Annotated in this window: 9 protein-coding genes; 8 read left to right on the top strand and 1 reads right to left on the bottom strand. The window is 64.2% G+C overall.

Annotation, left to right across the window (positions count from 1 at the left end; translation table 11 throughout):
• The first annotated feature begins 220 nt into the window (after nt 1–220).
• The 7 genes from hemE (at nt 221) to fmt (ending at nt 9,638) form a co-directional block, all read left to right on the top strand.
• Nucleotides 221–1,318 (top strand): uroporphyrinogen decarboxylase, encoded by a 1,098-nt coding sequence (gene hemE, locus E2K99_RS22485; RefSeq protein WP_134223619.1) that lies wholly within the window; start codon nt 221–223, stop codon nt 1,316–1,318.
• 717 nt (nt 1,319–2,035) lie between these two features.
• On the top strand, nt 2,036–4,219 hold the full coding sequence (locus E2K99_RS22480) for a primosomal protein N' (protein ID WP_134223618.1): 2,184 nt from the start codon (nt 2,036–2,038) through the stop codon (nt 4,217–4,219).
• Nucleotides 4,220–4,505: 286 nt separating this feature from the next.
• Nucleotides 4,506–6,239, top strand: coding sequence for an arginine--tRNA ligase (gene argS / locus E2K99_RS22475; protein ID WP_134137043.1), 1,734 nt, complete (start codon nt 4,506–4,508; stop codon nt 6,237–6,239).
• Nucleotides 6,240–6,260: 21 nt separating this feature from the next.
• Complete coding sequence (locus E2K99_RS22470; protein WP_134223617.1) at nt 6,261–6,929, top strand: SPOR domain-containing protein; 669 nt, start codon at nt 6,261–6,263, stop codon at nt 6,927–6,929.
• A 107-nt stretch (nt 6,930–7,036) separates the two neighbouring features.
• A complete protein-coding gene (locus E2K99_RS22465) occupies nt 7,037–7,744 on the top strand; it encodes a thiol:disulfide interchange protein DsbA/DsbL (RefSeq protein ID WP_121040732.1) in 708 nt (235 codons plus the stop codon).
• Between the two features lie 100 nt (nt 7,745–7,844).
• Nucleotides 7,845–8,651 (top strand): SDR family oxidoreductase, encoded by an 807-nt coding sequence (locus E2K99_RS22460; RefSeq protein ID WP_134223616.1) that lies wholly within the window; start codon nt 7,845–7,847, stop codon nt 8,649–8,651.
• A 33-nt stretch (nt 8,652–8,684) separates the two neighbouring features.
• A complete protein-coding gene (gene fmt, locus E2K99_RS22455) occupies nt 8,685–9,638 on the top strand; it encodes a methionyl-tRNA formyltransferase (RefSeq protein WP_134223615.1) in 954 nt (317 codons plus the stop codon).
• Nucleotides 9,639–9,724: 86 nt separating this feature from the next.
• Here the strand turns inward: fmt and E2K99_RS22450 are convergent, their stop codons facing one another.
• Nucleotides 9,725–10,324, bottom strand: coding sequence for a phosphorylase family protein (locus E2K99_RS22450; RefSeq protein WP_134223614.1), 600 nt, complete (start codon nt 10,322–10,324; stop codon nt 9,725–9,727).
• A 200-nt stretch (nt 10,325–10,524) separates the two neighbouring features.
• Here E2K99_RS22450 and metH point away from each other — a divergent pair, with 200 nt between their 5' ends.
• Complete coding sequence (gene metH / locus E2K99_RS22445) at nt 10,525–14,268, top strand: methionine synthase (RefSeq protein ID WP_134223613.1); 3,744 nt, start codon at nt 10,525–10,527, stop codon at nt 14,266–14,268.
• Nucleotides 14,269–14,296: the final 28 nt, after the last annotated feature.

Below are 14,296 nucleotides of genomic sequence, written 5' to 3'. Positions count from 1 at the left end.
GCTCCTCGTGGATGATGATGGACATGGACGTTGGCATTGAATTCGGTCCGCTTCTTGTTCATTGGAAGGACCGGCTGGCGACAGCCATCGGATCATAGCAAAACCGCGCGCCACGACCTGCATCAATATCAGCGCACGCTGATAGCGACAATTAGCCGGAAGCCATGCGCGGAGGATGAGATAATGCCGGATTGTCGTCAGACCGCATTGCAGGCCGACCATGTCCTTCTCTTCTTCCATGTCCACCTTCGCTCCGCTCAAAAACGATACTTTCCTGCGTGCGCTGCTGCGCCAGCCCACCGACTACACGCCGCTGTGGCTGATGCGCCAGGCCGGCCGCTACCTGCCGGAATACCGCGCCACGCGCGCCCGTGCCGGTTCCTTCATGGGCCTGGCCACCAATCCCGACTACGCCACTGAAGTCACGCTGCAGCCGCTGGAACGCTATCCGCTGGACGCCGCCATTCTCTTCTCCGACATCCTCACCGTGCCGGACGCCATGGGCCTGGGCCTGTATTTCGCCGATGGCGAAGGTCCCAAGTTCGAGCGCCCCTTGCGCGACGAGGCTGCCATTCAAGCTCTGCAGGCCCCCGACCTGGGCAAGCTGGACTACGTTTTCAAGGCCGTCACCCAGATCCGCCGCGAGCTCGATGGCCGCGTGCCCCTGATCGGCTTCTCCGGCAGCCCCTGGACCCTGGCCTGCTACATGGTCGAAGGCGGCGGCTCGGATGATTTCCGCCTGGTCAAGAGCCTGCTCTATCGCCGCCCGGACCTGATGCACCACATCCTCAAGACCAATGCCGATGCCGTGGCCGCCTATCTGAACGCGCAGATCGCCGCCGGTGCGCAGGCCGTGATGATCTTCGATACCTGGGGTGGCGCACTGGCCGATGGCATCTACCAGCAATTCTCGCTTGCCTACATGCAGCAGGTAGTCAGCCAGCTGCAGCGCCAGCAGGATGGCCAGCAGATCCCGGTGATCGTCTTCACCAAGGGCGGTGGCCTGTGGCTGGAGCAGATCGCCGCCATCGGCGCCGATGCCGTGGGCCTGGACTGGACCGTCAACCTGGGCGAAGCCCGCCGCCGTGTGGGCGACAAGGTTGCCCTGCAGGGCAACCTCGACCCCAACGTGCTCTTTGCCGGTGACGACGCCATCCGCGCCGAAGTGCGCAAGCTGCTGGAGTCCTTCGGACGCCCGGGCGCCGGTAGCGGGCATGTCTTCAACCTGGGCCACGGCATCTCCCAGCACACCCCGCCGGAAGCGGTGGCGACCCTTGCGCAGGCCGTGCACGAGATCAGCCGCTCGCTGCGCGGTTGAACGTGCGCGTATCTGTCGTTATCTTTTCGTATTTGTGCAGTTTGCCAAGTCCATATGCACATTCGTGCCACTGGCGAGTGACTTATGCACATACAGGCAGAATTTTTGACTGAGAATCAAATTTATTTGAATATGAAGGATTGCGCAGAGGGCTCCTGTGTAACCCATTGATTTTATTGGGTTTAATCTTTTGGCTTGCAAAGGCATTTTTGCGGAAACATGCACTGGCCGTGGCTTGCGAGCTTGTCAATAGGCAGTTGCCCACAAAGTTATCCACAGACGCTGTGCATAAGACCCAAAAGCGTTTACAAAACCGCTGCTTATCGAAATCTTTGAAGGTTTACTTTAAGTTTGTAGGACAGTGAGATAACGGCCTGCCGGCCAAAGCCGACAAAATTCTGTCGGTCAGGACTTGACAAACGCTGGGCACATTGCCCCTTGGTGCAGACTTATGCACACAGGAAGCACCAGCGCCATGCGCAAAGCTTCCATGCAAAAATATTTTTCGTGCTTGAAGCCTCGGATGCAAGTCATTGATTTCATTGGCTTAATTTTTTGCCCTCGATTTGGGCAACGCATCGCAAGCCGCAGCCAGCCTGCGCGGGACGATGTCAAGTGGCACTTGTCCCCAAAGTTATCCACAGCGTATGTGGATAGGTCCAAAAATGACGATGAAACCGGGGCTTAGCCCGGTTTTTCAGGATTGACTTTAAGTTCGTGGAACAACGCCTGCTCCAGGTGGCGCTCGATACGCCCCTGCATACCGTCTTCGATTACCGCTGGCAGCCGGCCACGCCGGAGGAGCCCATGCCGGCCATCGGCCAGCTGGTGGTGGTGCCGTTCGGCCGCCGCGAAGCCGTGGGTGTGGTCGTTGGCCATGCGGATCAGACCGACTTGCAGGCCGACAAGATCAAGGACGTCATTGCCGTGCGCCACCAGTTGCCGCCGATGTCGGCGCACTGGCTGGCGCTGTGCGGCTTCGCGGCCGACTACTACCAGCGCCCGCTGGGCGAGGTGATGCTGCCGGGGCTGCCCAAGAACCTGCGCGCCCTGACCACCGTGGCGCTGGACAAGGCGCTCAAGGCCCTGGGCCGTCTGGTCGCGCCCAAGAAGACCAAGGCGCGCCGCAAGACCCGCGCCGAGGCTGAAGCGATCACCGCCGAAGCAGCAGAACCCGGCCTGCAGGCTGCACCCGATCCGCTTGAGCTGGGGGAGGCACCGCCCCTGAACCCGGCCCAGCAGCAGGCCGTGGACGCCATCGCCGGTGCCACGGGATTCGCGCCGTTGCTGCTGTACGGCGTCACCGGCAGCGGCAAGACCGAGGTCTACCTGCAAGCCGCCGCCGCCATCCTGCGCCGTGCGGCCGATGAGGCGGCACAGGGCAACAAGGAACAGCAGACCCAGACGGCCGACCCTGGCCAGCCCGCGCCGGCCCCCGCGCAGATCCTGGTGCTGGTGCCCGAAATCAACCTGACCCCGCAACTGGAAGGCAACATCCGCGCACGCTTCCCGCACCTGAACGTGGTGGCGCTGCACAGCGGACTGGCCGAGGGCGAGCGCGCCCGCAACTGGCTGGCCGCGCACCTGGGCCAGGCCCACATCGTGCTGGGCACGCGGCTGGCGATCCTGTCTTCGCTGCCATCCCTGAAGCTCATCGTCATCGACGAGGAACACGATCCCTCCTACAAGCAGCAGGAAGGCCTGCGCTATTCCGCGCGCGACCTCGCGGTGTGGCGGGCGCACCAGCTCGGCATTCCCGTGGTGCTGGGCTCGGCCACGCCCTCGCTGGAAACCTGGCATCACGCCCAGGCCGGCCGTTATCGCCGCCTGGAGCTGCGCCAGCGCGCAGCCCAGCAGGCGGTGCTGCCCACCGTCAAGGTGATCGACATGGAGCGCGACAAGCCCGTCGATGGCCTCACCGCCGGCCTGATCGCCGCCGTGCGCAAGCGCCTGGAGCAGGGCGAACAGTCTCTGCTGTTCCTGAACCGCCGCGGCTATGCGCCGGTACTGGCTTGCGATGCCTGCGGCTGGATCAGCAACTGCATGCGCTGCGATGCCTTCATGGTGGTGCACCGGCCCGAGCGCCGCCTGCGCTGCCACCATTGCAGCCTGGAACTGGCCATCCCGCGCGCCTGCCCGACCTGCGGCAACGTCGACCTGCAGCCGCTGGGGCGCGGTACCCAGCGGGTGGAGGAGGGATTGGGAGCGATTTTCCCCGGCGCGCGCGTGTTGCGCATCGATGCCGATTCGACCCGCCTGAAGGGTTCGGCCCAGAGCGCCTTCGACAGCGTGCACCGGGGCGAGGTGGATATCCTGGTCGGCACCCAGATGGTGGCCAAGGGACACGACTTCAAAAAACTCACGCTGGTGGGCGTGCTCAATCCCGATACGGCGCTGTTCTCGCACGACTACCGCGCCAGTGAACGGCTCTTTGCCCAGTTGATGCAGGTGGCCGGCCGCGCCGGACGGGCCGGGCTGTCCGCCGATGGCAGCTCGGGCGAGGTGCTGATCCAGACCCGCTATCCGCATCACCCGCTGTACCAGGCCGTGATGCGCCATGACTACGACGGCTTTGCCGGCGACCTGCTGGACGAGCGCCGCCAGGCCCATTTCCCGCCCTTCATGTACCAGGCCCTGCTGCGCGCCGAGGCGCGCGAGCTGGAGACGGCCATGGCTTTCCTGAAGGAGGCCGCCGCTTTATTAGACGCCCCCGCCATCACCATCAACGAACCGATTCCCATGACCATGATGCGGGTGGCCAACGTGGAGCGGGCGCAGTTGCTCATTGAATGTCCCTCACGCCCGGCGCTGCAAGGCTTCCTCAAGCACTGGCTGGCCGAGTTGCGGCAACTGAAGACGCGGGTGCGCTGGTCGCTTGAGGTCGATCCGGTCGATATATGAAGGCAGCCCGGCAGCAGGCGGGCCCCCGGCGCATCCTGAAATGCCGGGTGAAGTTTGTTGCAAAATTGACCTAAGCGCGTCCAAGCGCGGCTGCACGCTTTGTTGTGATTGCGCCATCTTTATGGAACAGAGAGCTTGCCCGTGTGCAAGCTGCTTGCTCGGGCAGCCTACATGGTGCGCCTAGCCGGTATAATCTCGGCTGCTCAACCAATTGCAAGCGATCCCTCCGCGCGGCGCAGCCTGCCAGACCAGCGCCTCGGCCGCTTCCGCTTTACCCCTCATTCCCATGCTCGCACAACAGAAACAACGCATCTCCGACCTGTTCTCGTCCGCCTTGCAGCCGCTGCTGGCTGATAGCGGCCTGACCCCGACCATCACCCTGGAGCGTCCGCGCGATGCCTCGCACGGCGACATCGCCTGCAACATCGCCATGCAGCTGGCCAAGCCGCTCAAGAAGAATCCGCGCGAACTGGCGCAAGCCATCGTGGCCGCCGTCATGGCCGACCCGGCGCGTGAAGGCCTGGTGGAGTCGGTCGAGATCGCCGGCCCCGGCTTCATCAACCTGCGCGTGGCGGCTGCCGCCAAGCAGGCGGTGGTCAAGGTGATCCACGAACAGGGCGAGGCCTTCGGCCGTGGCAGCCTGGGCGCTGGCAAGAAGGTGCTGGTCGAGTTCGTCTCGGCCAACCCCACCGGTCCGCTGCACGTGGGTCATGGCCGCCAAGGCGCGCTGGGTGATGCGCTGTCCTCGCTGCTGGAAGCCCAGGGCTATGACGTGCTGCGCGAGTTCTACTACAACGATGCCGGCGTGCAGATCGCCACGCTGGCCACCTCGGTGCAGGCGCGTGCGCGCGGCTTCAAGCCGGGTGACGCCGAGTGGCCCGAGTCGGCCTACAACGGCGACTACATCGCCGACATCGCCCGCGACTTCCTCGACAAGAAGACCGTCTCGGCCAGCGATGGCGAACCCGTCACCGGCAGCGGCGATGTGGAAGACATGGAATCGATCCGCCGCTTCGCCGTGGCCTACCTGCGCCACGAGCAGGATCTGGATCTGCAGGCCTTCGGCGTGAAGTTCGACAATTACTACCTGGAGTCCTCGCTCTACGCCGACGGCAAGGTGGCCGCCGCCGTGGAGGCGCTCATTGCCGCCGGCAAGACCTACGAGCAGGATGGCGCGCTCTGGCTGCGCACCACCGACTATGGCGACGACAAGGATCGCGTCATGAAAAAGACCGACGGCACCTACACCTACTTCGTGCCCGACGTCGCCTATCACATCAACAAGTGGCAACGTGGCTACGGCAAGGTCATCAACATCCAGGGCAGCGACCACCACGGCACCATCGCCCGCGTGCGCGCCGGCCTGCAGGCTGCCGGCGTGGGTATCCCGCAGGGCTATCCCGACTACGTGCTGCACAAGATGGTCACCGTCATGCGCAATGGCGAAGAGGTCAAGATCTCCAAGCGCGCCGGTTCCTATGTCACCCTGCGCGACCTGATCGAATGGTCGGCCGGCGAAGCGGTCGAGGGCCAGGAACGTGATCTCACGCGCGGCCGCGATGCGGTGCGCTTCTTCCTGATCTCGCGCAAGGCCGATACCGAGTTCGTCTTCGACGTCGACCTGGCGCTGGCGCAGTCCGATGAAAATCCGGTCTACTACGTCCAGTACGCCCATGCCCGCATCTGCACCGTGCTGGGCAAGTCGGGCGTGGATGAAGAAGCGCTCAAGACCACGGCCGACCTGTCGCTGCTGACCGCCCCGCGCGAAGCGTCGCTGCTGGCCAAGCTGGCCGAGTATCCGGACATGCTGGCCCATGCCCTGCAGGAACTGGGACCGCACCAGGTGGCCTTCTACCTGCGCGATCTGGCAGGCGAACTGCATAGCTACTACAATGCGGAACGCGTGCTGGTCGACGATGTCCCAACCAGGTCTGCACGCCTGGCGCTGTTGTCCGCCACCCGCCAGGTGCTGCGCAACGGCCTGGCATTGTTGGGCGTATCGGCTCCGGCCAGAATGTAAAACAAGCAGCTAAAGAGAAACGTGAAACCGTTGAACGCGAAATATCACAAGCAGGCCGGCGGTACGCTGCTCGGCCTGATCCTGGGTTTGATCGTCGGCCTTGGGATCGCCGTGGGTGTGGCACTGATGATCACCAAGTCGCCCATCCCCTTCGTCAACAAGGTGACGCGCCCCGAGCGCGCCGACCCGACACCGGCCCAGGCGGCCGATCCCAACCGTCCGCTCTACGGCAACCGCGACATCGCCCGCGAAGCAGCGCGCGACCAGCAGCAGTCGCAGACGCCGGTGCCGCCCAATACCGCTGCTGCGCAGCCGGTGCCGCCGGTAGCGCCGACAACGCAGGCCAGCCCGGCCACGCCGGCACCGTCCAAGTCCGACAGCAAGACGGCTGACGCCAAGCCCTCGGCCACCACGCCTGCGACCCCGGCCGCGAAGAACGACACCAACGACGACAAGTGGACTTACTTCCTGCAGACCGGTGCCTTCCGCGACCAGGCCGATGCCGAAAGTGCCCGCGCCAAGCTGGCCCTGCTGGGCTTCGAGGCCAAGGTCACCGAGCGCACGGCAGACAGTGGCGTGCTTTACCGCGTGCGCATCGGTCCCTTCGAGCATGCGGAGTCGATGAACCGCACGCGCAGCAAGCTGTCCGATAACGGGGTCGATGCCGCCATCGTGCGCATCCCCAAATAAACAGATCGCACCGTGGATGCCGGCGGCAGGGGATCACCGACCGGCACGACGGGCTTGGAACGGCCCCAGGCCGATTCCGCCGACTATCCATCAGAGAGGGTAATACCATGCGTTTCCATCAAAAGCTGCTGGCTGCGGTCAGCTTCGGCGTACTGGCTTTCACCGCCAGCGTTGGCGCTTCGGCCTCGCCGGCCAATCCGCAAGTGGGCAGCGACTACCGTGTGCTGGAGCAGGCCCAGCCGACCGACTCCGGCAACAAGGTCGAAGTCACCGAGTTCTTCTGGTTCGACTGCCCGCACTGCGCGGCCTGGGATCCGTCGCTGACGGCGTGGGTCAAGAAGCAGGGCGACAAGATCAGCTTCAAGAAGGTGCCGGTGGCCTTCCGCGACAGCTTCGTGCCGCAGCAGAAGCTCTACTACACGCTGGAAGCCATGGGCAAGGCCGATGAGCTGACCCCCAAGATCTTCCAGGCCATCCACGTGGAAAACCAGCGCATCAACACCGACAAGACCATCCTGGCCTACATCGAGAAGATCGGCCTGGACAAGCAGAAATTCCTCGACCTGTACAATTCCTTCGGCGTGCAGACCAAGGCCCGCCGCGCGGCCCAGCTGCAGGAAGCCTACAAGGTCGACGGCGTGCCCATGATCGCCATTGATGGCCGTTATGTGACCTCGCCGGCCGTGGTCGGCGTGGCCCTGGCCAACCAGCCGGAATCGATGCAGCAAGCCGCCGCCCTGCAGGTGATGGATCACCTGGTGGCCAAGGTGGCTGCTGAAAAGGCCGCTGGCAGCACCCCCGCGAAAAAGAAATAAGCTTCACCCGTTCCACACGGTCCGCGTCCGCAAGGCCGCGGACCGTTGTCATTTGGGCAGCAGAAATTACCTAAACCTTCATCTCACCTCAGGAGCAGGCATGGCCAACCCTCTCGTCGTTGCAGCCCAGGAACGCGTGTTCCTGACCGGCGCCTCCAGCGGTATCGGCATGGCCCTGGCGCAAGCCTACGCCCGCCGTGGTGCCATCCTCGGCCTGGTCGCGCGCCGCACGGCCGAGCTGGAAGCCCTGCGCGCCAGCCTGCCGCATCCGGAGCGGCATCGCGTCTATGCCCTTGACGTGACTGACCACACGGCCCTGGCGGCCGCAGCCGAAGCCTTCCTGGCCGAATTCGGCGGGGCTGACGTGGTCATTGCCAACGCCGGCATCTCGCAAGGCACGCTGACCGAATACCAGGAAGACCTGCCGGCCTTCGAACGCATCCTGGCCGTCAACGTCACGGCCACCTTTGCCACCTTCACGCCCTTCGTGGCCCGCATGAAGGCCGCGCCGCCCGCGCAGCGCAATCGCTGCCGCCTGGTCGGCATCGGCAGCGTGGCCGGCATTCGCGGCCTGCCGGGGGCGGGGGCCTACAGCGCCTCCAAGTCGGCCGTCATCAGCTACTGCGAATCGCTGCGGGTGGAGCTGCGCTCTTCGGGCATCAAGGTCGTGACCATTGCGCCGGGCTACATCGATACCCCGATGACCCGCGTGAATACCTATCCCATGCCCTTCCTGATGCCGGTGGAGCGCTTTGCCGAGCGTGCCGTCGAGAGCATCGCCGAGGGCGTGAGCTATCGCGTCATCCCGTGGCAGATGGGGGTGGTGGCCAAGCTGCTGCGGCTGCTGCCGAACTGGCTGTACGATATCGCCTTCGCCCGCGCGCCCCACAAGAAACGCAATCTGTAAATCTGGCGGCTGCGGCCGCCCCTGGAGTTTTTCATGAAGATCATTTTTGCCGGCACGCCGGAATTCGCCGCCGTCGCGCTCGAAGCGCTGTACGCTGCCGGTCACGAGATCACGCTGGTGCTGACCCAGCCCGACCGCCCCGCCGGACGCGGCATGCAGCTGCAGGCCTCGCCCGTGAAGCAGTGCGCGATCAAGCACGGCACGCCCGTGGCGCAGCCTGTCTCCCTGCGCCTGAACGGCAAGTATCCGGACGTGGCCCAGGAAGCCCACGCGCTGCTGCAATCGACCCCGCACGACGTGATGGTGGTGGCCGCCTACGGCCTGATCCTGCCGCGCAGCGTGCTCGACATCCCGCGCCTTGGCTGCATCAACATCCACGGCTCGCTGCTGCCGCGCTGGCGCGGTGCCGCCCCCATCCATCGCGCCATCGAGGCCGGTGACGCCGAGACCGGCATCACCATCATGCAGATGGAAGAGGGCCTCGACACCGGCCCCATGATGCTCATCGAAAGCGTCCCCATTGCCGAAGACGACACCACCGGCACCCTGCATGACAAGCTGGCCGCGCTGGGCGGCAAGATGATCGTGGAAGCGATTGCGAGGCTGGAACAGGGCACGCTGCCGGCCACGCCGCAGCCGGAAGAGGGCGCCAACTACGCCGCCAAGATCGCCAAGGAAGAGGCCGCGCTCGACTTCACCCAGAGTGCCGGGCAACTGGCTCGCCGCATCCGCGCCTTCAATCCCTTCCCCGGCGCGACGGGCCGCTTCGGCGATACCGTGGTCAAGCTGTGGCAGGCGCGTCCGGTCAAGGTGGCGCAGCAGGGCGAGCCGGGACAGGTACTGTCGGCCGATGCCCAGGCCGGCATCGTGGTGGCTTGCGGTGAAGGCGCATTGCTGCTGACGGAACTGCAGAAGCCGGGCGGCAAGCGCCTGCCGGCGGCAGAATTCCTGAAGGGCTTCCCGCTGGAAGGCGGCCGCTTCGCCTGAGCGCTGCGACCACCTTCAGGCAGGCATGAGGACTTTGGTTCAGGCGCGAACTAAGTCCTCCCGTCGCGCCTGAACGCCTGCACGAATCAACGCGCCTGTTCTTCCTCGAACTGTCTGAGCACCAGCGGCAGATGCCGCCAGAACAGTTCCTCGCCCAGATGCACGCGCGCCTGCCAGTCATCGGCCGCATCGTCATCGGCCCCATCGGTGATGAACTTGAAAGCCCGCCACGGCAAGCCAAAGTGCCGGCACACGCGGGCGATGGCAAACAATTCCATATCCACCAGATCGACCTTCTGTTCCAGCAGCCAGTCATCGGCCGCCGTCACGAAGCTGTCGCCGGTGCCGCACAGCACGCCGGGATAGCCGGACTCCAGGCGTGCCGGCTGTTGCTCCTGGTTCATCAATGGCGTCACTCCACGCGGTGCCAGCGGCATGGCCGCCATGTCGCGCTGGATGACGGCCGCCACTTCCAGCAGCCCGTCGTGCGCCGGATCGATCTTGCCGGCCGTGCCGAAATTGATGAGTGCGCGCGGGCGATGGGTCAGGATGGCCTGGGTCGCATGCAGGGCGGCATTGACCTTGCCCACGCCGCAATAGACCACCTGGACCCCCGCCGGCGCGGCGGCGGCATCGAGTTCATTTTCCAGGGCGGTCAGAATGAGGATGGGCGGGTGATCGGGCATGGCTGTAAATAGTTAACATTCTGCAACTAAGCCCCGCCCGCAAAGCCTGCCGGGAGGCGGGGGAAGGGTACTTTGGCGTATAATCGGGTTCACTTTTTGCCTGACGAACCGGTCCTTTTCTGGCCGGTTTTTTTATCCGCAGCGCGCTCGCGTGCGGGATCAGGCCTCGCATTGTTGCCGTTACCAGAGAAAAACGCCAGATGAAGCCAAACGAACTGTGCCAGACCGAATTGCTGCTGCGCGACCTGATGTCGCAGCGCATCCTCATCCTTGATGGCGCCATGGGCACCATGATCCAGCGCTACAAGCTGACCGAAGAGGATTACCGCGGCCAGCGTTTCGCCGGCTTCAGCGTTCCCGGCAAGGAGCTGTTCGTCAAGGGCAACAACGAACTGCTCTCGCTGACCCAGCCGCACATCATCCAGGAAATCCACGAGCAATACCTGGCCGCCGGTGCCGACCTGATCGAGACCAATACCTTCGGCGCCACCAGCGTGGCCCAGGACGATTACCACATGGCGCACCTGGTCTACGAGATGAACGTGGAATCGGCGCGCCTGGCGCGCGCCGCCTGCGACAAGTACTCGACCCCGGACAAGCCGCGCTTCGTGGCCGGCGCCCTCGGCCCCACGCCCAAGACCGCTTCCATCTCGCCGGACGTCAACGACCCGGCCGCGCGCAACGTCAGCTTCGATCAGCTGGTGGCAGCCTACCTGGAACAGACCCGTGCTTTGGTCGAAGGTGGTGCCGACGTGCTGCTGGTTGAGACCATCTTCGATACGCTCAACTGCAAGGCGGCTTTGTTCGCCATTGATACTTTCTTCGAAGAGAGTGGCAAGCGCCTGCCCATCATGATCTCGGGCACCGTGACGGACGCCTCCGGACGCATCCTGTCGGGCCAGACCGTGACGGCCTTCTGGAACTCCATCCGCCATGCGCGCCCGCTGACCGTGGGCCTGAACTGTGCGCTCGGTGCGGCCCTGATGCGCCCCTATGCGGAAGAGCTGTCCAAGATCGCCGACACCTACGTCTGCATCTACCCCAACGCCGGCCTGCCCAATCCGATGAGCGATACCGGCTTCGATGAAACCCCGGACGTCACCTCGGCCCTGTTGAAGGAATTCGCCGAGAGCGGTTTCGTCAACGTCGCCGGTGGCTGCTGCGGCACCACGCCGCCGCACATCAAGGCCATTGCCGAGACGGTGGCCACCATCGCCCCGCGCAAGCTGCCCGAGCCCACGCACGAGATGCGCCTGTCGGGCCTGGAACCCTTCACCATCAATGACCAGTCGCTCTACGTGAACGTCGGCGAGCGCACCAACGTCACCGGTTCCAAGGCTTTCGCCCGCCTGATCCTGAACGAACAATACGACGAGGCCCTGGCAGTGGCCCGCCAGCAGGTCGAGAACGGCGCGCAGATCATCGACATCAACATGGATGAGGCGATGCTCGATTCGGTCGCCGCCATGACGCGCTTCCTCAACCTGATTGCCTCCGAGCCGGACATCGCGCGCGTGCCCATCATGATCGACTCCTCCAAGTGGGAGGTCATCGAAGCGGGCCTGAAGTGCGTGCAGGGCAAGTCCATCGTCAACTCCATCTCGATGAAGGAAGGCGAGGAGAAATTTCTGCGCGAAGCCAAGCTTTGCCGCCGCTATGGCGCCGCCGTCATCGTCATGGCCTTCGACGAAGTGGGCCAGGCCGATACCTTCGCCCGCAAGATCGAGATCTGCGAACGCGCCTATCGCCTGCTGGTGGACAAGCTGGACTTCCCGCCCGAAGACATCATCTTCGACCCCAACATCTTTGCGGTCGCAACAGGCATCGAGGAACACAACAACTACGCGGTCGACTTCATCGAAGCCACCCGCTGGATCCACCAGAACCTGCCCTACGCCAAGATCAGCGGCGGTGTTTCCAACGTGTCCTTCAGCTTCCGCGGCAACGACCCGGCGCGCGAAGCGATCCATACCGTTTTCCTGTATCACGCCATCAAGGCCGGCATGACCATGGGCATCGTCAATGCCGGCATGATCGGCGTCTATGACGACCTGCCGGCCGAGCTGCGCGAGCGCGTGGAAGACGTGGTCCTGAACCGCCGCGAAGACGCCACCGAGCGCATGATCGAATACGCGGCCACGCTCAAGGCCGGCGACAAGAAGGAAGAAGCCACCCTGGAATGGCGCAACCTGCCGGTGGCCAAGCGCCTCTCGCATGCGCTGGTACACGGCATCACGCAGTGGATCGTGGAAGACACCGAAGAGGTGCGCCAGCAGGTCGCCGCCGATGGCGGCCGTCCCATCCACGTGATCGAAGGTCCGCTGATGGATGGCATGAACGTGGTCGGTGACCTGTTCGGCCAGGGCAAGATGTTCCTGCCGCAGGTGGTCAAGTCGGCACGCGTGATGAAGCAGGCCGTGGCGCACCTGATCCCCTTCATCGAAGAAGAGAAGCGCCAGCTCGAAATCGCCACCGGTGAAGTCGCCAAGCCCAAGGGCAAGATCGTCATTGCCACCGTCAAGGGCGACGTGCACGACATCGGCAAGAACATCGTCACCGTCGTCCTCCAGTGCAACAACTTCGAGGTCGTCAACATGGGCGTGATGGTGCCCTGCGCCGAGATCCTGGCCAAGGCCAAGGAAGAGAAGGCCGACATCATCGGCCTCTCCGGCCTGATCACGCCCTCGCTGGAAGAGATGGCCTACGTCGCCAAGGAAATGCAGCGCGATCCGTATTTCGCCGGCCTGAAGATGCCGCTGATGATCGGCGGCGCCACGACCTCGCGCGCCCACACGGCCGTCAAGATCGCCCCCAACTACGAAGGCCCGGTGGTCTACGTGCCGGATGCTTCGCGCGCCGTGTCGGTGGCACAGTCGCTGCTGGCCGACGAGCAGAAGACGCAGTACGTGGCCGACCTCAACGCCGACTACGAACGCATCCGCGAACAGCACGCCAGCAAGAAGGCCGCGCCCATGCTGCCGCTGGCAGCGGCCCGCGCCAACAAGACCAAGCTGGAATTCGCACCGGTCAAGCCCAAGTTCATCGGCCGCCGCCTGTTCAAGAATGTGGACCTGGGTTTGCTGGCCAACTACATCGACTGGGGTCCGTTCTTCCAGACCTGGGACCTGGCCGGTCCTTATCCTGCGATCCTCACCGATGAAGTCGTGGGCGAAGCGGCGACCAAGGTCTTCCAGGAAGCCCAGGCCATGCTGAAGAAGATCATCGATGGCCGCTGGCTCACCGCCAATGGCGTCATCTCGCTGCTGCCAGCCAACACTGTCAACGACGACGACATCGAGATCTACACCGACGACAGCCGCAGCCAGGTCGCCTTCACCTATTACGGCCTGCGCCAGCAGACCGAGAAGCCGGTGGTGGATGGCGTGGCGCGTCCCAACCAGTGCCTGTCGGACTTCATCGCACCCAAGGCATCGGGCGTGCAGGATTACATCGGCATGTTTGCCGTGACCGCTGGCCTGGGTATCGAGAAATACGAAAAGCGCTTCGAGGATGCGCACGACGATTACTCGTCGATCATGCTCAAGGCCCTGGCCGACCGCCTGGCCGAAGCCTTTGCCGAGTACCTGCATGAGCGCGTGCGCAAGGACCTGTGGGGCTATGCGGCCGATGAGAACCTGAGCAGCACCGATCTCATCAAGGAAAAATATCTCGGCATCCGTCCCGCCCCCGGCTATCCGGCTTGCCCGGAGCACACCGTCAAGGCTGAGGCTTTCCGCGTCATGCAGTGCGACGAGATCGGCATGCAGTTGACCGAGTCTTACGCCATGTTCCCCGGTGCTTCGGTGTCGGGCTTCTACTTCGCGCATCCGCAGTCGAAGTACTTCGTGGTCGGCAAGATCGGCGACGACCAGGTGGTGGATATGGCGGAGCGCCGCCATGTGGCGAAGGAAGAGGTGGAGCGCTGGCTGGCGCCGAACCTGTAAATGATTTACGGAATTGCCGTCCGGCCTG

Origin of the sequence: Herbaspirillum huttiense (assembly GCF_004367745.1) — a bacterium.
Classification (GTDB): domain Bacteria; phylum Pseudomonadota; class Gammaproteobacteria; order Burkholderiales; family Burkholderiaceae_D; genus Herbaspirillum; species Herbaspirillum huttiense.
This window is presented reverse-complemented; position numbering and strand designations above follow the sequence as displayed.

What these genes read in the sequence shown, in the direction of transcription:
- hemE (WP_134223619.1), top strand. Translation starts at nt 221, where the DNA reads ATGTCCTTCTCTTCTTCCATGTCCACCTTCGCTCCGCTCAAAAACGAT.
- argS (WP_134137043.1), top strand. Translation starts at nt 4,506, where the DNA reads ATGCTCGCACAACAGAAACAACGCATCTCCGACCTGTTCTCGTCCGCC.
- E2K99_RS22465 (WP_121040732.1), top strand. Translation starts at nt 7,037, where the DNA reads ATGCGTTTCCATCAAAAGCTGCTGGCTGCGGTCAGCTTCGGCGTACTG.
- E2K99_RS22460 (WP_134223616.1), top strand. Translation starts at nt 7,845, where the DNA reads ATGGCCAACCCTCTCGTCGTTGCAGCCCAGGAACGCGTGTTCCTGACC.
- fmt (WP_134223615.1), top strand. Translation starts at nt 8,685, where the DNA reads ATGAAGATCATTTTTGCCGGCACGCCGGAATTCGCCGCCGTCGCGCTC.
- E2K99_RS22450 (WP_134223614.1), bottom strand. Translation starts at nt 10,324, where the DNA reads ATGCCCGATCACCCGCCCATCCTCATTCTGACCGCCCTGGAAAATGAA.
- metH (WP_134223613.1), top strand. Translation starts at nt 10,525, where the DNA reads ATGAAGCCAAACGAACTGTGCCAGACCGAATTGCTGCTGCGCGACCTG.